Annotated in this window: 22 protein-coding genes; 11 read left to right on the forward strand and 11 right to left on the reverse strand. The window is 37.0% G+C overall.

Annotated elements, in window-relative coordinates:
• Nucleotides 1–25 precede the first annotated feature (25 nt).
• Entirely contained in the window at nucleotides 26–1792 is a 1767-nt protein-coding gene (locus K3248_RS01645; protein ID WP_220716629.1) for an ABC transporter ATP-binding protein, read from the reverse strand.
• 217 nt (nucleotides 1793–2009) lie between these two features.
• A complete protein-coding gene (infC, locus tag K3248_RS01650; RefSeq protein WP_220716630.1) occupies nucleotides 2010–2528 on the reverse strand; it encodes a translation initiation factor IF-3 in 519 nt (172 codons plus the stop codon).
• Nucleotides 2529–2717: 189 nt separating this feature from the next.
• Here infC and K3248_RS01655 point away from each other — a divergent pair, with 189 nt between their 5' ends.
• The 3 genes from K3248_RS01655 to dapE all read left to right on the forward strand — a co-directional run bounded on the left by K3248_RS01655 (nucleotide 2718) and on the right by dapE (nucleotide 5675).
• Nucleotides 2718–3500 (forward strand): alpha/beta hydrolase, encoded by a 783-nt coding sequence (locus tag K3248_RS01655; RefSeq protein WP_220716631.1) that lies wholly within the window; start codon nucleotides 2718–2720, stop codon nucleotides 3498–3500.
• 33 nt (nucleotides 3501–3533) lie between these two features.
• A complete protein-coding gene (locus K3248_RS01660) occupies nucleotides 3534–4280 on the forward strand; it encodes a M48 family metallopeptidase (protein ID WP_220716632.1) in 747 nt (248 codons plus the stop codon).
• Between the two features lie 222 nt (nucleotides 4281–4502).
• Nucleotides 4503–5675, forward strand: a complete 1173-nt coding sequence (dapE, locus tag K3248_RS01665; RefSeq protein WP_220716633.1) for a succinyl-diaminopimelate desuccinylase — start codon at nucleotides 4503–4505, stop codon at nucleotides 5673–5675.
• Between the two features lie 100 nt (nucleotides 5676–5775).
• Here the strand turns inward: dapE and hemW are convergent, their stop codons facing one another.
• Together hemW and rdgB are read right to left on the reverse strand one after the other, a co-directional pair.
• A complete protein-coding gene (gene hemW, locus K3248_RS01670; RefSeq protein WP_220716634.1) occupies nucleotides 5776–6975 on the reverse strand; it encodes a radical SAM family heme chaperone HemW in 1200 nt (399 codons plus the stop codon).
• Nucleotides 6972–7619 carry an RdgB/HAM1 family non-canonical purine NTP pyrophosphatase gene (gene rdgB / locus K3248_RS01675; RefSeq protein ID WP_220716635.1) on the reverse strand — a complete coding sequence of 216 codons (648 nt, stop codon included), beginning with the start codon at nucleotides 7617–7619 and terminating at the stop codon, nucleotides 6972–6974. Before rdgB ends, hemW begins: the two co-directional genes overlap by 4 nt.
• Nucleotides 7620–7854: 235 nt before the next feature.
• Here rdgB and hrcA point away from each other — a divergent pair, with 235 nt between their 5' ends.
• Both hrcA and grpE read left to right on the forward strand, forming a co-directional pair.
• Nucleotides 7855–8925, forward strand: coding sequence for a heat-inducible transcriptional repressor HrcA (gene hrcA, locus K3248_RS01680; RefSeq protein WP_220716636.1), 1071 nt, complete (start codon nucleotides 7855–7857; stop codon nucleotides 8923–8925).
• A gap of 124 nt (nucleotides 8926–9049) precedes the next feature.
• Nucleotides 9050–9724: a nucleotide exchange factor GrpE gene (gene grpE / locus K3248_RS01685; protein WP_220716637.1), complete on the forward strand. Its 675-nt coding sequence runs from the start codon at nucleotides 9050–9052 to the stop codon at nucleotides 9722–9724.
• 90 nt (nucleotides 9725–9814) lie between these two features.
• Here the strand turns inward: grpE and thpR are convergent, their stop codons facing one another.
• From thpR to K3248_RS01715, 6 genes are all read right to left on the reverse strand, one after another.
• Nucleotides 9815–10363 (reverse strand): RNA 2',3'-cyclic phosphodiesterase, encoded by a 549-nt coding sequence (gene thpR, locus K3248_RS01690; protein WP_220716638.1) that lies wholly within the window; start codon nucleotides 10361–10363, stop codon nucleotides 9815–9817.
• Between the two features lie 471 nt (nucleotides 10364–10834).
• Nucleotides 10835–11131, reverse strand: coding sequence for an HPr family phosphocarrier protein (locus tag K3248_RS01695; RefSeq protein WP_220716639.1), 297 nt, complete (start codon nucleotides 11129–11131; stop codon nucleotides 10835–10837).
• A 25-nt stretch (nucleotides 11132–11156) separates the two neighbouring features.
• Nucleotides 11157–11546, reverse strand: a complete 390-nt coding sequence (locus tag K3248_RS01700; RefSeq protein WP_220716640.1) for a PTS sugar transporter subunit IIA — start codon at nucleotides 11544–11546, stop codon at nucleotides 11157–11159.
• A gap of 131 nt (nucleotides 11547–11677) precedes the next feature.
• On the reverse strand, nucleotides 11678–12142 hold the full coding sequence (locus K3248_RS01705; protein ID WP_220716641.1) for an HPr kinase/phosphatase C-terminal domain-containing protein: 465 nt from the start codon (nucleotides 12140–12142) through the stop codon (nucleotides 11678–11680).
• A gap of 23 nt (nucleotides 12143–12165) precedes the next feature.
• The gene (locus K3248_RS01710; RefSeq protein WP_220716642.1) at nucleotides 12166–13950 is read right to left on the reverse strand and encodes a sensor histidine kinase; all 1785 of its coding nucleotides are present in this window, start codon (nucleotides 13948–13950) and stop codon (nucleotides 12166–12168) included.
• Between the two features lie 39 nt (nucleotides 13951–13989).
• A complete protein-coding gene (locus K3248_RS01715; protein ID WP_220716643.1) occupies nucleotides 13990–14712 on the reverse strand; it encodes a response regulator transcription factor in 723 nt (240 codons plus the stop codon).
• Nucleotides 14713–15123: 411 nt separating this feature from the next.
• Between K3248_RS01715 and lysM the strand changes: the two genes are divergently transcribed.
• Complete coding sequence (gene lysM / locus K3248_RS01720; protein WP_220716644.1) at nucleotides 15124–15579, forward strand: peptidoglycan-binding protein LysM; 456 nt, start codon at nucleotides 15124–15126, stop codon at nucleotides 15577–15579.
• Nucleotides 15580–15696: 117 nt separating this feature from the next.
• Here lysM and K3248_RS01725 read toward each other — a convergent pair whose 3' ends face one another.
• The gene (locus tag K3248_RS01725) at nucleotides 15697–16275 is read right to left on the reverse strand and encodes a copper chaperone PCu(A)C (protein ID WP_220716645.1); all 579 of its coding nucleotides are present in this window, start codon (nucleotides 16273–16275) and stop codon (nucleotides 15697–15699) included.
• A gap of 838 nt (nucleotides 16276–17113) precedes the next feature.
• Here K3248_RS01725 and dnaK point away from each other — a divergent pair.
• The 5 genes from dnaK to lepA all read left to right on the forward strand — a co-directional run bounded on the left by dnaK (nucleotide 17114) and on the right by lepA (nucleotide 25084).
• Entirely contained in the window at nucleotides 17114–19009 is a 1896-nt protein-coding gene (gene dnaK, locus K3248_RS01730; protein WP_220716646.1) for a molecular chaperone DnaK, read from the forward strand.
• Nucleotides 19010–19167: 158 nt separating this feature from the next.
• Nucleotides 19168–20310 (forward strand): molecular chaperone DnaJ, encoded by a 1143-nt coding sequence (gene dnaJ / locus K3248_RS01735; RefSeq protein ID WP_220716647.1) that lies wholly within the window; start codon nucleotides 19168–19170, stop codon nucleotides 20308–20310.
• Nucleotides 20311–21210: 900 nt separating this feature from the next.
• Nucleotides 21211–22116 (forward strand): acetylglutamate kinase, encoded by a 906-nt coding sequence (argB, locus tag K3248_RS01740; protein ID WP_220716648.1) that lies wholly within the window; start codon nucleotides 21211–21213, stop codon nucleotides 22114–22116.
• Between the two features lie 31 nt (nucleotides 22117–22147).
• On the forward strand, nucleotides 22148–23062 hold the full coding sequence (locus K3248_RS01745) for a DMT family transporter (RefSeq protein ID WP_220716649.1): 915 nt from the start codon (nucleotides 22148–22150) through the stop codon (nucleotides 23060–23062).
• 216 nt (nucleotides 23063–23278) lie between these two features.
• Nucleotides 23279–25084 carry a translation elongation factor 4 gene (gene lepA, locus K3248_RS01750; protein ID WP_220716650.1) on the forward strand — a complete coding sequence of 602 codons (1806 nt, stop codon included), beginning with the start codon at nucleotides 23279–23281 and terminating at the stop codon, nucleotides 25082–25084.
• Nucleotides 25085–25118 lie beyond the last annotated feature (34 nt).

A 25118-nucleotide genomic window follows, 5' to 3' on the forward strand; every position in this document is an offset into this window, starting at 1 on the left:
GTTAAAGTTTTTAAGTTCTCATTGTTTAAGATGTGTGCTTTTTAAATTGGAGATTATGCAGTTTTTTGTAAAAACTATTTTCCTTTTCTAACAATTCTTTTTGGGTGCCTTGTTCAATTAATTGACCATTTTTTATGACCACAATTTTATGTGCACGTGCAATTGTTGAAAGTCGATGCGCAATGACAATAGTTGTACGTCCTTTTGTGAGGTGATGAAGGGCTTCATTAATTTGTTCTTCTGTGTGTGAATCTAAGGCACTTGTTGCTTCATCAAGGATGAGAATTTCACTGTCATGAATCATTGCTCTTGCGATAGCAAGCCGTTGTTTTTGTCCACCTGAAAGATTATTACCATTGTCACCTATTTCTGTATTATATCCATTTGGTAAATCCATAATAAAGTCATGAGCATTAGCTGCTTTTGCTGCTTTGATGATATCGTTTTGACAGGCATTTTCTTTTCCAAGCCCAATATTATATTGGACGGTTCCTTGAAAAAGAAAAGTATCTTGCCCTACGTAAGCCATAAGATTTCTAAGAGAGCGAAATGTAATATAGCGGATATCTTGACCATTGATTAAGATACGCCCTTGTGTTGGGTCATAAAGACGCATAATAAGATTGATAAGAGTTGACTTTCCTGAACCGGATGGTCCTACCAAAGCTGTCATTTTTCCAGGTTCTATTTCGAAATTGATATCTTTTAATACCATTTGATTGTCTGTATATGCGAAAGAAACATTTTCAAAACAAATAGATCCTTGTGTTTTTTCTAAATCTTTAGCTTCTCCATGCTCTATAACTGTGAGGGGACGATCAAGTATTTCAAACATTGTACGGATATTAACTAAACCAGATTCAATTTTAACACGTACATTTGCAAGTCTTTTTGCAGGCTCATAAGCGAGAAGCAAAGCAACAATAAAGGACATCAATTCACCTTGAGCACCTGCACGTTGGTTTGCAAGGTAGCCGGAAAAGCAAATAATACCCGCAATGGCAACACCAGCAAGTGTTTCCATAATCGGACTCGTAATAGCTTCAAGCCTTGCAATATGATTTGCTTGTTTTTCAACATCACAAATGGCTTTGTCCATACGCTTTTTCATGATTTCTTCTAGTGAAAAAGCTTTGATAACGCGAATCCCAATGGCACTTTCTTGTACAATTTTGATAATTTTACCAAGTGAAAGAAGCTCTTTTTCCATAAGACGGCGAATACGTTTTAAAGCCATTCGAATGCTTAAAAAAACGAGTGGTCCTACAATTAAGGTAATGATAATTAATGCAAGATTTTGAATGAACATAACAAGTAACAGACCACTAACAGAGAGTAAGTCACGTACAAAAGTTGTAACAATGGTATCAATAATATTACGGGCTGCTGTGGCATTGTGAGTGACGCGGACAAGAAGATCAGATGAGGTGTTATCGTGATAAAAAGAAACACCCTGTTCCATAAGGCGTGCATAAATTTTGCGCTGTTGTTCGGCAATAATACTGTTACCTGCTTTGCTTAGAAAATAAGTTTGGGAAAAAGTTGCAATTCCTTTGAGAATAAACATGAAAGCAATGATACTTGCAATCAAAATAATCATGCCCAAGTTTTGTGCATCAATAATGTAATTGACAACATCACGTATAATCCATGCACTGGCTGCAGTTGTACCAGAAATAATGATCATTGAAAAAATTGCAGCACTATACCAACGCGCATGTTTGTGAAAATTCTCTCGCAAAAGACGAATAATAAGATGTTTATCAACAGAGGAAATTTGTTTTTTAACCATAGAGCGCCTCTATATTCTATCATTGTTTTATGCAAGATTGAAGCATTATAATGTTAAAAACATTTAGCTTCTTTATGAAGGACATTTATTTATGAAGAAGATAGGGAATATTAATCAACAACTAAAAGCACCACAACACTCTATTGTGGTGCTTTTAAAAGCATTTATTTCTTTAATTCTATATGAATTGAATACTGTATATGCGTGTAATAAAAAACTACTTCGGTGCTATCACCATCATCATTTGACGACCTTCAAGTTTTGGTTCCGATTCGATTTTAGCAATTGCACTTGTATCTTCTTTCACACGTTGAAGAAGTTTTAAGCCAAGATCTTGGTGTGCCATTTCACGACCACGAAAACGCAAAGTAATTTTTACTTTATCACCATGATCAATAAAACGATGAACAGCTTTAAGTTTCACTTCATAATCATGTACATCCACATTTGGACGCATTTTAATCTCTTTAATTTCAATAACTTTTTGTTTTTTACGCGCTTCAGCTGCTTTTTTTTGGGTTTGATATTTCAATTTTCCCAAATCGATAATTTTACACACCGGCGGATCAGCGTTTGGTACAATTTCAACCAAATCAAGCCCCACATCTGCAGCCATAGCAAGAGCTTCTTGCGTTGTAACAATCCCCTGATGTTGTCCTTCGTCATTGATAAGTTGAACGCAAGGGACCCGAATATCTTGATTTGAACGTGGCCCATCTTTTTGGGTAGATGTCATTTTAAATGGTCTGCGAATGGCTTATGCTCCTTATTTTGATTCACTAAAGAACTCATTAATATACAATTATGCACAGAAAAACAACTAGAATTCACGTTTTTCATAATTTGCTTTATAACTTTTGAAAGTGATTTGAAGTATAAAAGTTTTTATTTTATAAAAGAGATTATTTTATGAAGGAAAAGAAAAATGGACTCAGATATTTCTTGTCAGTTTTTTTCTTTTGAGGATACCGCTCTTGCAGTACGTCATCGTAAAGGTCATTGCTTTCCTGGTTTAGTATGGCTTTCTGGTTATCAATCTAATATGTTAGGAAACAAAGCGCTACTCGTTGATCATTTTGCTCAAAAAAATGATTTGTCTTGTTTACGTTTTGATTACTCTGGCCATGGAGAATCGGGAGGTGATTTCTTCCAAGGAACGATTTCACGTTGGGTTAAGGAAAGTTTAGCAGTTTTTGAAACCTATTGTGAAGGATCACAAGTTTTAATTGCTTCCTCTATGGGGGGGTGGATTGCTTTAAAGCTTGCTATGATGCTTGCACAGAAAAATAAGAAGCTTGCGGGCATGATTTTAATTGCACCAGCTCCTGATTTTACACAAACATTAGTAGAACCACAGTTAAGGCCGGAAGAACGGAAAATTTTGGAAGAAAAAGGGCGTGTTGAACGACTTATAGAGCATAATGATGATGAACCGATGCCCTTTACAAAAGCATTTATTGAAGATGGGAGAGATAACTGCGTGATGAAGGGATGCATTGACGTTGGCTGTCCTATTCACATTCTCCAAGGGATGGAAGACAATAAGATACCCTATCAGCATACATTAACTTTATTGAATCATTTGCCTTTACATGATGTGACATTGACACTCGTTCGTGACGCTGATCATCGTTTTTCGCGTCCACAAGATTTGGAGCTTCTTGAAATGGCTTTGCGGTCATTGATTGACCGAATCCGTGCAAAATAAAGATTAAATTTATAAAAAATAAAGACGTCATATATGACTGTTTATGAACAGCCTTTTATTTTCTCTAACCACGTTGTACCTTTACGGGTACGGGAACATAAAAATGCGCGTCGCCTTACATTACGTATTGATGCGCATAAAAGGGAAATTTGTGTAACAACGCCACCAGCAATAAGTTCTTGTTCTGTTCAAAATTTTATTGAAAAGCACCGGTCTTGGATTGAGGCACGCCTTTCTCGTATCCAAATTTCTCATGAAGACTTGTATCTCAAAGAGGGAGCGACAATTCCTCTATTGGGTGTTGCGCACACCATAAAACATAAAGCAGGACGTGGGATAACAGAAATCGTTGCAGAGAATGTAGGACAAGCGCCTCAAATTATTGTTTATGGTCAATTAGAATATTTACCAAGACGTGTTGCTGAGGTTTTAAAAAAACAGGCTGCACTCGTTATAACACCGTTGGTGGGATATTATGCAGATAAAGTAGAACGTAAGGTAAAATCAATTTGTTATAAAGATACGAAAAGTCGTTGGGGTTCTTGTTCGATATGGGGGCGGCTTTCTTTTTCTTGGCGTCTTGTTATGGCACCAAAAGAAGTTGTTGAGTATGTTGTAGCACATGAAGTTGCCCACCTTATTGAAATGAATCATGGACCAAAATTTTGGGCTCTTTGTGAAAAACTTTACCCCAATAGTAAAATGCATCGCACTTGGTTGAAAGAAAATGGTTATAAGTTGCAAGCAATTAATTTTAGCACGTATAAGTTGGAGATATAAAAAGTTTACCATAAAGGCGATATTTAAGGGAACTCTTTGTTCAATATACCGTTATGGGTATGCTTTGTCATTTCTGATGAAGAAGCCATTGAAGCTCTCAGCACGATTGTCTTCCCCTGCTTGGTTTGCTGAGTGTCTTCAATGTTTTTCTTTATCTTTTTTGTACTGTAGCTTATAGTTTCCATTCCTGATAACTTTTAAATTCAGATGGAAAGAGTAGTGATGTCTGTCCTTACAGATCCAATTCAGATATTACAGGATCTTATTCGTTGTCCTTCTGTGACACCTCATGAAGCGGGTGCTTTATCAACCTTGGAATATTTTTTGAAAAAGATGGATTTTGATGTTGAGCGTCCCATTTTTTCAGATACAAATACAGATAGTATTGAAAATCTTTATGCGAAATTAGGAAGTAAAGGGCCTCATCTTATGTTTGCGGGCCATACGGATGTTGTGCCGCCAGGTGCATTGGAAAGCTGGACCTATCCTCCTTTTGAAGCTGTCATAGATCAAGGAAAATTATACGGGCGGGGTGCTGTTGATATGAAGGGCGGAATCGCTTGTTTTATTGCAGCATTGGCTCGCGTTCTTGAAAAATGCTTTATCAAAGGAACAATTAGCCTTCTCATTACAGGAGATGAAGAAGGGCCTGCGCTTAATGGTACAGTAAAACTTCTCAAATGGGCAGAAAAAAAAGGTGAAAAATGGACAGCAGCTCTTGTAGGAGAACCAACAAGTGTAAAGGCTGTTGGTGATATAATCAAAATTGGCCGTCGAGGATCAATTTCTGGTATTATTACTGTAAAAGGTCGTCAAGGTCATGTAGCTTTTCCGGAGCGAGCAGCCAATCCTTTGCCTTTAGCAAGTAAGTTTATTCAGGCTTTAACACAAACTGCTTTAGATAAAGGAACAGAGAATTTCCAACCTAGTAATTTGGAATTGACAACCATTGATACGGGTAATCCTGCGGTGAATATGATTCCAGAGCAGACAATAATTCGCTTTAATATACGTTATAATGATCTTTGGACAAAAGAGACATTGATGAAAGAAATAGAAAAGCGTCTTGCTTGTGTACAATCAAAAAACAATAAAGATCAAAACCCTTATTATCAGCTTGAATGGATTCCAAGTTTAGGGGATGTTTTTTTAACCAAAAATGATAAACTTATTAACACTTTATTGAAAGCTATTGAAAGTGTAACAGGAAATAGACCAGAATGTTCTACTTCTGGAGGAACTTCTGATGCACGATTTATTAAAGATTATTGTCCAGTGATTGAATGTGGTCTACCTGGGCAAACGATGCATATGGTGGATGAGTGTGTTTCTCTTGATGCAATGGAAACCCTTACTTCTATTTATGAGCGCTTCATTATTGATTTTTTTGCGTAAAGAAATATTGATTTTTTAGAAAATTCTTTTACTCGATGATGCACATTATAAAGTGTTGCATTGTAGTTTGTATGTGTAAAAGATAAGAGTGATGGAAATATTAGTTTGCCAGTTGGTTTATGATGTAGTCAAGAAGGATTCGTCCCTTACTTGTCGCTTTTAGGCGTTGGTTTCCTTTCATTTCTACTAGCCCTTTTTGTTGTAAATCGATAATTTTTTCTACTGGTAGGCCTTTAGGGCTTAAGGTTTCATAACGCGCAAGATCCAATCCTTCTGAAAGGCGCAATCCCATAAGAAGCATTTCATCTGCCTGTTCTAGGGTGGTCAATTGCTCTGTTTCAATGCAGCCATGTCCCGTAGTTTCTACCAAATTGAGCCAATGTTCAGGATATTTTTCATTTATTGTAACATAACGTTTACGGGGTTCATTTTGGGAGGGAGATTCTTGTGAATAGATCGAAAAATTCTCTGGTGAATACTCCATAAAACGCCCATGTGCTCCTGGACCAAAGCCGGCATATTCGTGATAACGCCAATAAAGAAGATTATGTGCTGATTCAGCACCAGGAATTGCATGGTTTGAGATTTCGTAAGCTGGTAGTCCATGTTGTGAGGTGATTTCTTGGGTAAGATGATACAGATCTGCTGCAAGCTCTGAAGCAGGAAGGATGAGTTTTCCTGCGGTATGAAGTCGTTGAAAGGCTGTTCCTTCTTCAATTGTTAGTTGATAAAGAGAAAGATGATCTACGGCAAAATCAATAGCTTGAACAAGTTCATATTTCCATTGCTCAAGTGTTTGTTCAGGGCGTGCATAAATGAGATCAAAGGATAAACGTGGAAAGATTTCGCGTGCTAAAGCAATAGCGTGAAGAGCTTGTTTTACATCATGGAGTCTGCCAAGTTTTCGCAGCGCTTTATCATTGAGTGCTTGTACACCTAGAGATAAGCGATTAACACCTGCAGCGCGATATCCACGAAAGCGCTCTGCTTCTACACTGGATGGGTTGGCTTCTAGTGTAATTTCAACTTTATTATCGATTGTCCATTTTTTTGCAATTGCTTGCAATAAATTGTCAACAGTCTGAGGTTCCATAAGAGAGGGGGTTCCGCCACCGATAAAAATGCTTGTAACATGACGTGGACCTATTTTATGATATTGCGTTTTTATTTCACGTTCAAAGGCATTTACAAAACGGGGTTGATCAACACCGTGAATACGAACATGTGAATTAAAATCACAATAAGGACATTTGGCAGCACAGAAGGGCCAATGAACGTAAATTCCAAAAGTTTCATTCATGAGAGAGCCAAAAGGTTTTCTGCAAAAAGTTTAAAAGCGCGTGCACGATGTGAGAGGGGGGTTTTATCACCGAGTTTCCAGTCATGTTTTTGCTCTGTTGACATTTCTCCAAAGGTCTTTTCATAGCCATCTGGTAGAAAAATAGCATCAAAGCCAAAGCCTTTATCTCCACGCGGAGGCCAGATGAGTGATCCTTCAACCTGTCCGCGAAAATATTCTGCATGAGCATCAGGCCATGCAATGCAAATAACGGATATAAAACGGCCTTTTCGTTGGCTTTTTTTATGCGCTCCAATTTTTTGAAATTCATCTTCTATTTTTTGCATAGCTTTGGAAAAATTACGGGTACCATCAGGCTGAAGAGCAAGATCCGCTGTATAAACACCTGGTGCACCTCCAAAAGCATCGACCTCCAAGCCTGAATCATCAGAAAGGGCAGGAATCCCTGTACTTTTTGCAGCTGCAAAAGCCTTGATATAGGCATTTTCTTCAAATGTTGTTCCTGTTTCTTGTGGTTCAGGCAATCCTAGCTTTTTTGCAGATTGTATGGTTAAGCCGAAGGGCGTCACTAAAGTGGTAATTTCGTGCAATTTACCTGTATTATGTGTAGCAATGACGAGTTGTTTGTTGTCTATACTTCTCATATACATTTCTCCAAAAATAAAAGGAAATAGCTTTTTATACACGAAAACTCCATTCAAAGAATTTTTTTGCATTGAACAATGATGGGAAAGACATCTAAAAGGCTCTTCCTTTTTAAGGATAGCATTTTTTATTATAAATATGTAAAATGTATTTTCACTGCTTTAGATTATTTGACCAAACCTTGGCAAAACTTATATAAGAAGAAAGTGTTTTTAAGGTAGTAAATTAATTGTGATGAAGCACAAACCTATTGATAATGAGCTAAAATATCTTGATGAGCGTTCGCGTGATATTTTTCGTCATATTGTTGAAACTTATCTTAATGATGGCGAGCCTGTAGGGTCTCGTAATCTTTCACGGCTTTTGCGACAGACATTATCGCCTGCAACGATTCGCAATGTGATGAGTGATCTTGAACATCTTGGTTTGATTTATGCACCGCATGTATCGGCAGGGCGAATGCCGACGCAATCAGGTTTACGTTTTTTTGTTGATGCATTTATGGAAGCAGGTGATTTACCAGACGAGGAGCGTGAAAATATTGAATCTCAAGTCAAGGAAGCGGGTCATGCACAATCTGTTGAACATTTTCTCATCCAAGCAAGTCGTGTTCTTTCAGATCTTTCACGTGGGGCAGGGCTTGTTTTGGCAACAAAACATGAGGGGACATTGAAACATATTGAGTTTGTACGTCTTGATGGGGAACATGCTCTTGCTGTTTTAGTAACTCAACAAGGTGAGGTTGAAAATCGTATTGTTCATTTACCAGAAGGGGTAACCCATGCACAATTGACGGAAGCAACCAATTTTCTCAATGCCCATATTCAGGGGCGCACATTGAGTGAAGCAAAAGAAGAAATTGCACGTTTATGCCTAGAAACACGAGCTGCGCTGGATCATTTGTCCCATCATCTTGTTGAAACGGGTCTTGCTGTATGGGGAGGTGAGGACTCTGATCATAAAATACATCTTATTGTTCGTGGGAGGAGTAATTTGCTTGAAGATGTAAAAGCAGAAGAAGATTTAGAGCGATTACGACACTTGTTTGATGATCTTGAAACACGTGAAAGCATGGCGCAGTTGCTCGATTTAACGGATGAAGGTTCAGGGGTTCGTATTTTTATTGGTTCAGAGAATAAGTTGTTTTCGCTTTCTGGCTCCTCTTTAGTTGTGGCACCTTATCGTGATTCACAACAAAGAGTCATTGGTGCTTTAGGCGTTATTGGACCCACACGGCTTAATTATGCAAGGATTGTACCCATGGTTGATTACACAGCGCAACTCGTCTCACAATTATTGCGTTAAAATGAGCAGATGAATATTTGTACTGTAAATGCGCATTGTATTAAGATACAAAAACACCTCTTGATTTTTGTTTGTAAAACTTTGATATCGAGAATAACAAATCTTATGAAGGAATGGAATTTTTATGTCTGATGAAAAAAACAAATTTACTGACGCTTCATTGGAAAATTGCGATTTAAAAAAACCATCTGATCGCGATACACTTAAAAAAGCTGCTGATGAACTTTTAAAAACACATGAAGAAGAAGTTCACGCAGACCTTGAAGAAGAAGAAAGTGAGGCTATTGATCCCTTAGTGGCTTTGCAAGATGAAAACAAGGAACTAAAAAGTCAACTTTTACGTCTTGCCGCCGATATGGAAAATCTTCGACGTCGTACTGCGCGTGATGTTGCGGATGCGAAGGCTTATTCAATTGCTAATTTTGCGCGTGATATGTTATCTGTTTCTGATAATCTTAATCGTGCATTGGAGGCTATTCCAGAAGGTGCGCGTGAAAATGATGCCGGTTTGAAAACATTAGCTGAGGGCGTTGAAATGACAGAACGTGCAATGATAGCAGCATTAGAACGTCATGGTGTGCAGAAAATTCATCCAGAGGGACAAAAATTTGATCCTCACTTTCATCAAGCAATGTTTGAGATTCCTAATTCCGATGTTCCTGAAAACACTGTGCAGCAAGTTGTTCAAGCAGGTTACATTATTGGTGAACGTGTTTTGCGTCCAGCGATAGTGGGTGTGGCCAAAGGAGGAGCAAAAGAAGCTCCTAAAGAATCTCCAGTTGAATCTAAGCCCGCATAATACTTTTATAAAAAGGGCTTAAAATAGCGATCTTTATTGTAGTTTATCCTTATATTTTGCAAAAAACATATTATCAATCTAAGGGTGTCTTTACACCCTTTTATTTTGAAGCATCCAGCTTCCTTTTACTTTATAAAGGGTATCGCTTGAGGGAGAGGGCGATAACAGTAAAACAAAATGATTAATCTCAAAGGGAGCAAACGAAAAATCCCCCCGTGAAGATAGATAAAAAGGAAGATCTTTTGGATTTATATCAAGTAGCCGCGCAAGAGTGATATGGGGTATGAATTGCCTTTCCTCAGCAGGAAAGCCTAAGCGGTTCCGGATGGTTTGCATCTGCTCATGTAAAAGATTGAGAGCTTCACAAGGGGCAATACGTACAACAAGAGAATGTGGAGCATTTTTTGAACCAAAAACTTCAAAACCCTTTGTTTGTAGTATAAAAGAAGAAAGTTTTATTGTCTCAAAGGCACGCATAAGTTCATTTTCTAGGAAATTTTCAACTTCACCAAAAAAAGACAATGTGACATGAAAATTCTGTGGATTAATCCATTGTGCTTTTGGTAAACCATCTTGTAGCGATATAAGTGCTTGTGTTGTTTGTTGAGGAATTTGAAGAGCACTAAATAAACGAGACATGGGTGTTTTCTTATAATAAAAAATGTCACTGTCAGTAAAACAGTAGATTAATTAAGAGTTCAGTATAACATGAAAGATAAGGCAATTATTTAGAAAAATTATGTCTAAAAAATATTTTCTGTTATGATGCGTTAAATGCATAAAATATATTTATCATTCAGAGAATGATTATCATAACGATAAAACTATATTGCTATATGTTTCATCACAAAGATACGTCGCAAAGGTTTAATTGTGATAACAGTTGAAATAGGGAATAAATATTTAAACTGACTGGGTAGAGTTTGAAACAAAAACAAACATAAATATTGTGTACAATACAATCGCTAGTAAATATTTATGCGGGCGATCACTGTAACGTCTCTTAATTGATGATATCAATGCCGGTAAAGAAAAGAATAAAAAATCGAGAACAATAATAAGCAGCTTTCTTTATTTTAAGGATAAGCATGGATCTGCATACAATGAATTTTAATTTTCTTCTCCAAATTTATTATTGATGAGTTTTTCAAGAGCATTAAGAACATCAGTTGCTTCTGGTCCCCAAACACGAATCGTGAGATTGCAACCAGAAGAAGCTGCTAACATCATAAGTCCCATAATCGATGAACCGCCCACGATTTTTCCATCTTTTTCAACTTCAACAATAGCGTTGAAATTTTCAACAGTTTGAACAAATTTTGCAGAAGCACGTGCATGCAGCCCACGTTTATTGCAGATATTGAAATGACGACTTAGTTTAAATGGAAGAGGGTTTTTGGAAAGCATCGGTGTTTCATTATCCGCTATAAAATTATACTGGTACATTAATATATTTACGTCCTGCTTCTTGTGCTATTCTTAAAGCCTTTGATAATGAAATATCAGGACATTGGCGAATAGAAATGAGTTTAATGAGCATAGGTAAATTAACACCCGCAATCATTTCAATACGTCCTTTTTCAATAACAGAAATTGCTATATTTGAAGGTGTTCCACCAAACACATCTGTTAATATAATCACGCCATGATTTGTATTTGTAGAGGAAACTGCAGCGATAATATCATTTCGACGCTGATCTATATCATCATCGGGATAGATGCATATTGTTGCAAACTTTTCTTGTGTTCCAAGAACATGTTCTACAGCGCGTAGAAATTCAACAGCCAATTCACCGTGCGTTACAAGCACGAGTCCAATCATTTATGCAAACTCCTGTTAACTAAAGGATCTGATCATATGGTAGGAAATGTATTTTACAAAGCTTTGTTCTTCTGCCAAGCAAAATTTGCAAAAAAAAGTAAAAAATGTGATTTTTTATATTTAGAAAAAAATTAGACTGATTTACGCCATATTTTTCTAAAAAAGAATGCCTCAATGGCTTGACAAATGGCTGTGCAATCTGCTTCACGAAGACTAGGAAGCTTTAAAAGAGGAATGTGTAGATCTGCAAATTGAAAAGTTTGATTTGTAAAAAAGCGTTCATATTCTGGACCGAGAAGAATAACGCAGTTAATCGCTGTCTGTTTTTTAAACTCTATTGTATAAAGTCCAGCACCACGAATTTCGATTCCTCCCTGTAAGCCTTCTGGAGTGTATCCATAAAGTTTTCCATTTTTTACACAAAGCACGGTATAATCATCACTGATAAGTTTTGCTTTACGGTTTGACCATTCAGCACGCTCGAGTAAAGCAAGGGTAAGGGTTGATTTTCCTGAACCAGAAGGACCTATAATTAACAGCCCTTTTCCTCCTAGTTGGAGGCAATTTGCATGGAGTATTTCATTTTTTGTTTTCATGCCTTTTTCTTTGAGTAAAAGGTTTATTTAGCAAGAGGAAGGACAATGGTAAAACGAGCACCAATTTTACTATCTTGAAGCTTAGGGTCAATAATATTTTCAGCGGTAATTGTTCCATTATGCGCTTCAATGATTTGTCGACTAATAGAAAGTCCAAGTCCTGAATTTTGTCCAAATGTATCTTCATTTGGTCGATCTGTATAAAAACGTTCAAAAATGCGTTCAATATTTTCTGAACGAATACCAGGGCCATTATCTTCAATGGTTAAAATGATAGTTGAAGCGTAACTCTTCATAGTGATACAAATTTTACCATTATCTCGAGGAATGAAAGAACGTGCATTGTCAATGAGATTGGTAATAACTTGGCCCAAACGCAGTTCATGTCCTAACACAAGATACGCTTTTCCATGAGGACGTGGAATAACATTAAGACTTATATCAATGGTTTGTGTACTCCGATATATTTCTTGAGCGGCATTAACAAGATTTTCCAAAAGTGGTATCATATCAACGATTTCTGCAGTTTCACGTGCAAGTTCTGCATCAAGCCTAGAAGCATCAGAAATATCAGTAATGAGACGATCAAGACGACGCACATCATGTTGAATAATTTCAAGTAACTTTTCTTGTGCCTCTTCATTTTTTGCTAAGGGAAGTGTCTCGACAGCACTGCGTAGCGAAGTAAGAGGATTCTTTAATTCATGACTTACATCAGCAGCAAAACGTTCAATGGCTTCAATACGCATATAAAGAGCATTTGTCATATCACGAATAGAAGTCGAAAGATGTCCAATTTCATCTTCACGCATTGAAAAATCAGGAATTTCTACGCGCTTATTATTGCCATTACGCACACGATTGGCAGAGGCAGACAATTTGCTTAAAGGATAAGCAATGGTATGGGCTAAAAAAAGGGAAAGAACCAAAAGCACACTGCCTACAACAGCAAAGACTTTAAAAATAACCAATCTTTCACCTTTTACGATATTATCAATATCTGATCCAGTGGTTGAAAGTAGTAGCGCTCCCACTACTGCACGATAGCGCTGAACAGGCACAGCCACAGAAACAATAAGTTGGCCTTGTCGATTACGTCGTTTGGCGGTTGCAAGAGAACCATTTAATGCACGGTAAACCTCTGGATAAGCAATACCAACATTTTTTGTTTGCTCTCTATCAATGGCAAGACCTTTGCCATAAAACGTATTTGAAAACCATGAAGAGAATTTCTCCCACCAGCTTTGTTCCGTTTTAAGTGGAGGCAAATCATAACGGAAAACTTCACCACTAGAATAGAGAACCCGTGAATCAAGAAGCAAAGTTGCATCACGATCATAGATGCGTGCTCTTGTCGTTTTAGGCGTAAGAAGACGTCTTAAAAGAGGACCAATTTGTTCAGGGTTAATGGGGAAGTCCCAAGAATCAGTTGATTGAGGTGCGGGTGTAACGCTTTCTCCGGCTTGTAATTCTAAAAGTTTTTGAGGATCAATGAGGATAGAATTTGTATCCACTGTTGCAGAGGCTGCAATAGCGCCTGCGATAATTTTTCCTTGGATGCATAAACTTTTAATTTTTGCTTCAATCAAACCATCACGAAACTGATTAAGATATAAAATACCTGTCACAAGAATGGCAAGAGCTGCAATATTTAAAATGACAATGCGACGTGTAAGGCTGGAAAAAAGCAATTGTCTAAGAAGTCGTTGTGCTCGAAAATGGAAATGTGCAAACATAAGCAATGGTATTGAGAAAATGCTGCTGGGTACCTTTTTTTGCAGTGTTTCCAGTTGAGAGTTTTTTGTCATTTATTTAATCGCCATTTAAACTTTTGCGACAAAAAAGTTTTATACCTCATGAAAACGATAACCTACACCATAAAGTGTTTCAATCATTGCAAAATCATCATCCACTTGTTTAAACTTTTTACGCAAACGTTTAATGTGACTATCGATGGTGCGGTCATCGACATAGACTTGATCACTATAAGCAGCATCCATTAACGCATCACGACTTTTCACAACCCCTGGCCTTTGTGCTAAAGTTTGTAGAATCAAAAACTCCGTAACGGTTAAAATAACAGGTTTATCTTTCCAAGTACAGGTGTGACGTTCTTGATCCATTACAAGATCCCCACGTTTCAGAGAAGAAGTAGGTGAGCTTCCTACTGCAAGAGGCTGATTACGCGCATTAGAACGGCGTAGAATAGCTTTCACACGTTCAATGAGAAGGCGTTGAGAAAAAGGTTTGGTAATAAAATCGTCAGCACCCATTTTAAGACCAAATAATTCATCAATTTCATCATCTTTAGAAGTTAAAAAAATAACTGGAATATCAGATTTTTGACGCAAGCGGCGCAAAAGTTCCATCCCATCCATTCGGGGCATTTTAATGTCAAAAATAGCTAAATGTGGAGGATGTAGTGTGAGACCTTTAAGTGCAGATGCTCCATCTGTATAGCTTTCAACCCGATAGCCTTCTGTTTCAAGCGCAAAAGATAAAGATGTCAAAATATTGCGGTCGTCATCAACAAGTACAATTGTTTGTGTGACTGTTGGCGTATCTTTCATGGCTTCTTATACCTTTCTATTGCCTCTATTGCTTTAGCAGCAAGTTACCTATTACCCACGTATTTATATGGGAGTTCACATTTTTTTTGCAAAACAAAAGTGCTGTGAACTTTAGCAGAGTAAAAAACCTTTTTTCTTGAGAATAAAAGCTTGTTTTACCTCTACAATTTTATAATGCTTTTGTTTGTATTAAGATCCCTTTGCTTGAGAGAAATTTTTCACGAAAATGTTTTTTTTAAAGTTTATTGTCGTCTCCGTTTCAGATTATTATTTTTTCTGTCTCAGAATTGAACAAGTCTTTTTTTCTGGTTGAAGTTTAGAAAATCTGCCTATCTGTTTTAAGAGCAAAGAAAACAGAGTGTAGTGTTATATGTGCAAAAAACTGTTGCCACTATACAAAAGGAGGCTACAATGGGATTTTTTAATTTTGTTAAAGCAGTTGGCGAAAAGCTTGGTATTGGGGATCATGCACCAGAAGAAAAAGATTTTAAAGCTGCATTTGATCGTTTTCAACTTGACACAGAAAAAGTGAATATTCAGGTTGAAAATGATAAAGCTGTTTTGAGTGGTGAGGTTCCAGATAGGGAAACATTGGAAAAAGCACTTTTAGTAGTTGGTAATGCGCAGGGTATTTCTTCTGTTGATATTGACCAATTAAAAATTACAGATACTGCAGCTGAGAAAGCTTCTCGTTTTTATGAAGTTAAATCGGGTGATAATCTTTGGAAAATTGCTGAAGAAGTTTATGGGAAGGGGCAAGGCCATAAAAACACATTCATTTTTGAAGCCAACAAACCGATGTTAAAATCGCCTGATAAAATTTATTCTGGACAAATTTTACGTATTCCTGAAATTGAGCACGCTTAATTAAAAAAGGATAAATTTTTTTACATTCCATTTTTGTTACACTAAAATGAAGAAGTGTGATTTTTTTTACACCTCTTCATTGATGTTAAAACGTTGATTAAATGGTTATGCAAGAATTTATTGAACAGGTGTTGATTTTACAGGTGATGCATCTCCTATAGCTTTCACAGAGAAATTAATATCAACAGTTCCTGCTTTTTCAAATGTTAATTTCGCGTTGATTTTATCACCCGGCTTGAATGGTTGTGAAAGCCCCATGAACATGATGTGATTACCACCAGGTTTCAGTGTAACTTCGCCATTTCCAGGAATTTCAACGCCGTTGTGCATTTTTTCCATTTTCATAATATCATTAACAACAGACATAGAATGAATTTCTGTTGTTTGTACTCCATCGGTTGATACAGAAACCAATCGATCTGGAGTGCTGCTATGGTTAATTATATAAAGATAACCACTACTAACTTTGATGCCTTGGGGTGTTGCACGCATCCAAGGATGAAGAATTTCTATATCTCCAATTTTATATTGTTGATCGTTGAGTTTATGTTGTTGAGCAGCTGCAGGTAAGGCTATAATACAAGAAAAAATAAGAGCACATGCAATATTTGTGACAATCTTTTTTAAAAAAGATTGTGCGTGAGCTGTATTGTTATATATACAGTTCCTTAGGCTCTTAACAATACATGTTATCATTGATTTACCCTCCTTTGTTAGATACATTTTTAAACGCTCTCTTTTCATATTTAGCAGAGTTTTTGTTTAAAAGAAAAGAAAGAATTTCTAAAGTTTCATTGTTGTTGCTCCGAAGAGGAAAAACATTGGATAGTTGCATTTTTAAGAAGGCGATAGGGCTTAAGAAGACAATATACTTAAAAGCGAAGAAATGGTCTTACAAATTTAAGAAATATATAGCTAAGAAAGGGAATATATTGGTTCTCTTCAAAGGCTAGTTAAAAAAATATTAAACAATAAAGCTGTTAGGAATAAAGGTGTGTAGAAGATATGACAGATACTATCCTTACAAATTAAGAATCTTTAGTAAAAGATTTTAGTATTATGGGAATGAATATGAAAAATGCTTTCTCATTATGAGTGTAGGGATATAATCTTCATAAGCGATAGAGTGAAGAAAAGCTTATAATATTTATAATATAAATCTTTAGCGCTTGAGAAATCCTTTCATAAGATGACTTCTTGTAGCTATGAGAAGTTTATTGTCCTTATGTTTTAATTTTTATAGAATATATTTTGATAAGAGATAAGATATGTTACTATGTCCACGTTTTTAATAAATTATGGTATTTACACGTAAGTAGAATGCCTCTTTTAGAAGAAAAATTTTATTTTAGGAATGTTTCTCTCATTGTTCTCTTGTAGCGATAAGAGCCTGTTCTTATATACGAACCAGCAAGGCTGTTGCAGCTTGCGATTTTAATTATGTAATTTGAAGTGAAATGCAGGCTTTATTAAGGAGCTGTCTTAGGAAGATGCTTGATGAAGGTTGAGGTAGCTTGCTGAATGGAGATAAAATATGGCAAAAGTAATTGGTATTGATTTGGGGACGACTAACTCTTGTGTTGCTGTTATGGATGGCAAAAACGCAAAGGTTATTGAAAATTCAGAAGGGGCGCGAACGACGCCTTCTATTGTTGCCTTTACTGATGGAGGAGAGCGGCTTGTCGGACAGCCTGCTAAACGGCAAGCAGTTACGAATCCTGAAGGAACAGTTTTTGCAGTTAAACGTCTTATTGGACGCCGCTTTGATGATCCTATGGTTGAAAAAGATAAAGCGCTTGTTCCTTATAAAATTGTTAAAGGTGACAATGGCGATGCATGGGTTGAAGAAACGGGTAAAAAATATTCTCCGTCACAAATTTCGGCAATGATTTTACAAAAGATGAAAGAAACTGCTGAATCTTATCTTGGTGAAAAGGTTGAACAAGCAGTTATTACTGTTCCTGCTTATTTCAATGATGCACAACGTCAAGCGACTAAAGATGCGGGTAAAATTGCGGGGCTTGAGGTTTTGCGCATTATAAATGAACCGACAGCAGCAGCGTTAGCGTATGGTTTAGATAAAAAAGATGGAAAAACGATTGCTGTTTATGACCTTGGTGGTGGTACATTTGATATTTCTGTACTTGAAATTGGGGATGGCGTTTTTGAAGTAAAGTCAACCAATGGGGATACATTTTTGGGTGGTGAAGACTTTGATATGCGTCTGGTTGGTTATTTTGCTGATGAATTTAAGAAAGAACAAGGGATTGATCTGAAAAATGATAAACTGGCATTGCAACGCTTAAAAGAAGCTGCAGAAAAAGCAAAGATTGAACTTTCTTCTTCACAGCAAACTGAAATCAACTTACCATTTATTACAGCAGATCAATCTGGTCCGAAACACTTAACGATGAAATTGACTCGGGCAAAATTTGAAGCGCTTGTTGATGATTTAGTTCAGCGCACTATCGAACCTTGTAAAGCAGCATTGAAAGATGCAGGACTAAAAGCTGGTGAGATTGATGAAGTTGTTTTAGTGGGCGGTATGACACGTATGCCCAAAATTCAGGAAGTTGTAAAAAGTTTCTTTGGCAAAGATCCACATAAAGGTGTTAACCCTGATGAAGTGGTGGCGATGGGTGCTGCTATTCAAGGGGGCGTATTACAGGGTGATGTAAAAGATGTATTGTTGCTAGATGTAACGCCTTTATCTTTGGGAATTGAAACATTGGGCGGGGTTTTTACACGTCTTATTGAGCGTAATACCACTATTCCCACAAAGAAATCGCAAGTTTTTTCAACTGCTGATGATAATCAGAATGCTGTGACTATTCGTGTTTTCCAAGGCGAACGCGAAATGGCTCATGATAACAAATTACTCGCTCAGTTTGATCTGGTTGGTATTCCACCAGCACCACGTGGTGTACCGCAAATTGAGGTCACTTTTGATATTGATGCGAATGGTATTGTCAATGTTTCAGCGAAGGATAAAGGAACCGGTAAAGAACATCAAATTCGTATTCAAGCATCAGGTGGTTTAAGTGATGCTGATATTGAAAAAATGGTCAAAGATGCAGAAGAGCATGCGGCTGAAGATAAAAAGCGTCGTGAGGGGGTTGAGGCTAAAAATCAAGCGGAAGCTCTTATCCATTCAACAGAAAAATCGCTTACAGAATATGGTGATAAAGTATCAGCTGAAGAGAAAGAGCAGATTGAAACGGCAATATCTGATTTAAAATCTGCGCTTGAGGGTACTGATACTGGAGAAGTAACAACAAAAATGCAAAAATTAGCAGAAGTTAGTATGAAGCTTGGACAAGCTATGTATGAAGCGTCTCAAGCAGCAACGTCCGATACTGAAACAGATACAAAGAATAACGATGATGTTGTTGATGCTGATTTTGAAGAAGTTAATGATAAAAAGAAGTAGTACAGGACAATGTATTGATCAATAAATAACCCCAGCCTTTGAAATATAAGGCGGGGCTTTATTATTTAAGATAAGTTGCAAGTTTGTTATTAAAAATATAAATTGAAAGTGAAAATTATCCATGAAAATGGATGACACAAAATTATCAGGAATACATGATGAAAATTGATTATTATGAAGTTCTTGGCGTAACTCGTGAGTGTGATGATAAGAAGTTAAAGTCTGCTTTTCGTAAGTTAGCAATGCAGTATCATCCAGATCGCAACGCGGGGGATAAAGAAGCAGAGCGGAAATTTAAAGAAATTGGTGAAGCTTATGAAGTTCTGAAAGATCCTCAAAAACGTGCCGCCTATGATCGATTTGGTCACGCAGCTTTTGAAAATAGCGGCCGCGAAGGAGGAAATCCCTTTGGAGGGTTTGCTGCAAGTGGCGGATTTGCTGATATTTTTGAAGATTTTTTTGGCGAAATTATGGGAGGAATGCAGCGTAAGCGCAGTGATGGTCGTGAACGTGGTGCAGATTTAAGTTATAATATGGAAGTAACCTTGGAAGAGGCCTTTTCAGGAAAAACTGCACAAATTAATATTCCCAGTTCCGTTACTTGTGATATGTGTGAAGGCTCAGGTGCAAAAAAGGGCTCTAAACCACAAGTTTGTGGAACTTGTCATGGTTCTGGTCGTGTGCGTGCTGCACAAGGTTTCTTCTCCATTGAAAGAACATGTCACGTGTGTCATGGGCGGGGTGAAACCATTACTGATCCATGTCCAAAGTGCCAAGGAACCAGAAGAATAGAAAAAAAGCGCTCATTGAGTGTGAATATTCCTGTTGGTATTGAAGATGGTACGCGTATTCGTCTTTCTGGTGAGGGAGACGCTGGTATTCGTGGTGGTCCTAGTGGTGATCTTTATATTTTTCTTTCTGTTAAACCGCATGAATTTTTTCAACGTGAAGGAGCAGATTTACATTGTCGTGTTCCTATTTCAATGGTTACAGCAGCTTTAGGAGGAGAATTTGAAATTTCTGATCTTGAAGGTGTTAAAGCGCGTGTAAAGATTCCAGAAGGAACACAACATGGACGTCAATTCCGCCTTAAAGGTAAAGGAATGCCAATGTTACGTCGCCAGCAAGCAAGGGGTGATCTTTATATTCATATCACGATTGAAACACCACAGAAACTAACGCAAGAGCAACGTGATTTGTTGCAAAAATTTGAAAAAATTTCAAACCATGATAATTCACCGCAATCGCATGGTTTTTTTGCACGTATGAAAGAATTTTTTGAGAGTATTTCTGGTGTTTAAGTGCAAACTGTAAAATTGTTCAGTAAGCGACGAGAAATGATAAGCTATAAAAATAAAATTTGCGTGCTCTTTAAGTGAAAGATTGTATATTTTTGCTACCGTAAATTGATGTTTTTTTGAGAGAAAGAACAAATAATCTCTCAGGAGAGAAGAGAAAAGTTTGATCTTACTCTAAGATGTTTTACACAACGATTTTCATGTTGTGATGAGATGAATTGAGTGGTTATTTGTTTTTCTTTTAGAATGTTTTTTGTGTTTTTGGATGATATAGAACCCCGTAAGGTAAAAATGCACTGAAATGATTTTGCGGGCTTTGCAAGAAGATTGGTTAGGATTAAAATAGTGGATTATGCCACAAGTTTTAGAAAAACCGCTTTTCCTATAACATATATGGGAGCAAGAATTCTCAATTACTGTTTTTGATTCCAATAATTTAAAAAGAAGACGAATTTTGTAGTAAAAATTTTTGCTTATTGGATGTGGATATTTTGATAACTCCCTTACTTTTTATATGCGCTAATTTGACAGTTCATACCATCATAATCAAAAATTTTATATTCTTCTTAAAAATCAAGAGTTGGGTATCTCTAGATTCATTGTTAAACATTCTATAATAGGATAAAAGGGAAGTTTAAATATACACTTGGTGTAGATTCAAAATTTTTCTTTCAAACTTTATACATAAGGTCATAAAGCAATGGCATGTTGTACATCTATGGTATTTTTTTCTGTCAATTCTTTTGAAGGAAATTGTTTTTGTGGTATCTCATGCTTATTCCACTCGTAATTTAAAGAGAAGTTAATGATTTTTAGGGGAGACAACAGATAAAACAAAATATGTTTTCACTTTTCCTAAATTCTACTTAAGAAATGGTAAAAAGTGATGAGGAGGCTCTTTTTATGAATGATGTTGAAAGCAATATTGCTGATGCTTTTGAAATACAAGCAGCGTTTTTGTCGTCTGCTTTACCTTATATGCAAAAATACGAGAATGAAACAGTTGTAGTAAAATATGGCGGTCACGCTATGGGTGATGCTACTTTAGGGCAAGCATTTGCGCGTGATATTGCTTTGTTGAAGCAATCAGGTATTAACCCTGTTGTTGTTCATGGTGGTGGTCCTCAAATCGCTAAAATTTTGATGAAAATGGGAATTGAGTCACGGTTTGAAAATGGTTTACGCGTGACCGATGAACGGATCGTTGAAGTTGTTGAAATGGTTTTGGCGGGGTCTATAAACAAGGAAATAGTTGCTCTTATCAATGCTGAAGGTGAATGGGCAATAGGGCTGTGCGGTAAAGATGGCAATATGGTTTTTGCTAAAAAGGCTTATAAAACTGTGATTGATCCCGATTCGCATATTGAACGTGTTTTAGATTTAGGGTTTGTTGGGGAACCTGTTGAAGTTGATCGCACGTTGCTAGATCTTTTGGCATGTTCTGAAATGATTCCAGTTCTTGCCCCTGTCGCTCCAGGCCGTGATGGAAAAACCTATAATATTAATGCTGATATTTTTGCGGGAGCCATTGCTGGTGCATTAAAGGCCAAACGTCTTTTGTTTTTGACTGATGTTCCTGGTGTATTAGATAAACAGGGAAAGCTTTTAAAGGAATTGACAGCTTCAGAAGCTGAAAATCTCATTAAGAATGGAACTATTTCGGGGGGAATGATTCCAAAAGTAGAGACTTGTATAAAAGCCCTTCAAAATGGTGTTGAAGGTGTTGTCATTTTAAATGGTAAAACGCCCCATTCTGTTTTGTTAGAACTGTTTACTGAACGAGGAGTCGGAACACTTATTGTTTCATAAGGTGTACAAAAATTGAAGAATGAGGCTTTTCATGGTGAATATACAAAAGTTCAAACGTCCCTTATGCAGCAAACAAGAATTTGTATTATTTGTTGCAACAATATTGTGGGGCATTACATTTTTAGCGATTCATATAGCGGTACGTTATAGTGGGCCTCTCTTTTTTGTTGGATTTCGTTTTTTTGTTGCATCACTTATATGTGGAGCTATTTTTTGGCGTTCTTTGAAAAGTATAACTGTATATGAAGTTTTTGCAGGGGGGGCTATTGGTTTAGGAATGTTTTTGGGGTACGCTTTGCAGGCAGCGGGACTTCAAACTGTTATGAGTAGTCAAGTGGCTTTTATTACAGCACTTTATGTGCCGATGGTTCCGATATTGCAATGGATTGTGTTTAAAAAGCCCCCTCGTTTTGCTTGTTGGATTGGCATTATTCTTGCTTTTATTGGGCTTGTGCTTGTTTCTGGACAAAAGTTGGAAAAGTTTGATGCTTCAAAAGGTGAAATTTTAACTTTATTAGGAGCTGTAGCAATTGCTGGAGAAGTTATACTCATTGGAATTTTTGCCAGCAAAGTTGATAGCCGGCGTGTGACAATTGTACAGTTATTTTTTTGTGGTTTCTTTTCATTTTTGTCTATGCCTTTGATGGGTGAAACAATACCACAGTTTTCATGGATATGGGTAAGTATTGGAATAGGCTTGGCATTAATGAGTGCTATCATTCAATTAGCTATGAATTGGGCGCAAAAATCTATTTCACCTACACGTGCAACACTCATTTACGCAGGTGAACCTGTATGGGCTGGTATTGTTGGACGTTTAGCAGGTGAACGTTTGTCCTCTTCAGCTTTATTAGGGGGGATACTCATTTTAATTGGAATCATTGTAGCTGAATTACAACCTTCACAATGGCGTAAAAAAGAAAAAATGGTTAAAAAGACGGATTAATTCTATCTCTCTCCTGTTATGACTTATTCTATGGCGTTTTTATTTCGAGCGTCCTGTTTCATTATTCGTTTTTTATTTTGCTCATAAAAGTCTTATTTTTTAGGCTATAAAGCGTTATATTTTTAGAAGCTTTTTTCGTTTATATTCTTTTAAATGTGTTCAATAAGACGTAATTGGTCTTTGCGTTTTATATTATTCTTTGCTAAATCGCCTTATATGACAGTAGATCGTAATCATATCCGTAATTTTTCCATTGTGGCACATATTGACCATGGAAAGTCAACTTTAGCTGATCGTTTGATTCAAATGACAGGAGGGCTTGAGACACGTGAAATGAAAGAACAAGTGCTCGATTCGATGGATATTGAGCGCGAACGTGGAATTACTATTAAAGCACAAACGGTGCGTTTACACTATAAAGCAAGGGATGGTAAAATTTATATTTTAAATCTTATTGATACACCAGGTCATGTGGATTTTGCTTATGAAGTTTCACGGTCATTAGCAGCTTGTGAAGGATCGCTGTTGGTGGTGGATGCTAGCCAAGGTGTAGAAGCGCAAACGTTAGCAAATGTTTACCAGGCTATTGATAATTCTCATGAGTTGGTTGTTGTTCTCAATAAGGTAGATCTTCCAGCTGCAGAGCCTGAGCGCATTAAGGAACAAATTGAAGATGTGATAGGCATTGATGCATCTGAGGCTATAGAAATATCGGCAAAAACAGGTTTGGGTGTTCCAGATGTGTTAGAAGCGATCGTTACACAATTACCTTCTCCGCATACCGGCGATGTGAAGAAACCTTTAAAGGCAATGTTGGTTGATAGTTGGTATGATAGTTATCTTGGGGTTATTGTGTTAGTACGGGTGGTAGATGGTACCTTAAAAAAAGGTCAAATCATTCGCATGATGGGAACAGGCGTTAAATATCCTGTTGAACGCGTTGGTGTGTTTACGCCTAAAATGGTGCCGGTTGATGAATTAGGACCAGGAGAGATTGGTTTTATTACTGCTTCTATCAAAGAGGTTGCAGATACGCGGGTTGGGGATACGATTACCGAAGAACGTCGTCCTTGTGAAAATGCTTTGCCTGGTTTTAAACCTGCGCAACCAGTTGTCTTTTGTGGACTTTTTCCCATTGATGCGGCTGATTTTGATGATTTACGTGCAGCCATGGGAAAATTGCGCTTAAATGATGCAAGCTTTTCTTTTGAAATGGAAACATCAGCAGCTTTAGGATTTGGCTTTCGTTGTGGTTTTTTAGGGCTTCTTCATCTTGAAATTATTCAAGAACGATTGGAGCGCGAATTTAATTTAGATTTAATTGCAACAGCACCTTCCGTTGTTTATCGTATGAATATGAATGATGGTTCTGTCAAGGAACTCCATAATCCAGCAGATATGCCTGATGTTATTAAAATTTCTTCCATTGAAGAACCGTGGATTCGGGCAACAATAATGACGCCTGATAACTATCTTGGTTCAATTTTAGAGCTTTGCCAAGAGCGGCGAGGGATACAGGTTGATTTGTCCTATGTTGGGACACGTGCTATGGTGACATATGATTTACCATTAAATGAAGTTGTTTTTGATTTTTATGACCGTTTAAAATCAATTTCAAAAGGTTATGCTTCCTTTGATTATCAGATGAAAGATTATTCGGAGGGAGATTTAGTGAAAATGTCTATTTTAGTAAATGGCGAGCCTATCGATGCATTATCGATGCTTGTACACCGCACTATTGCCGAAAAGCGTGGGCGTTCATTATGCGAAAAACTGAAGGATCTTATTCCTCAACATATGTTTCAGATTCCAATTCAAGCTGCAATTGGCGGTAAAATCATTGCACGTGAAACAATTCGCGCTTTACGTAAAGATGTAACGGCTAAATGTTATGGGGGTGATGTGACGCGAAAACGCAAACTTTTAGAAAAACAAAAAGAAGGTAAAAAACGAATGCGTCAATTCGGAAAAGTAGAAATTCCACAATCAGCTTTTATTCAAGCACTTAAAATGAGTAAGTAATGAAGAAAGGAGACTTATTCCTTTATCAGAATTT

This window comes from Bartonella raoultii (assembly GCF_019659805.1).
Classification (GTDB): Bacteria; Pseudomonadota; Alphaproteobacteria; order Rhizobiales; family Rhizobiaceae; genus Bartonella; species Bartonella raoultii.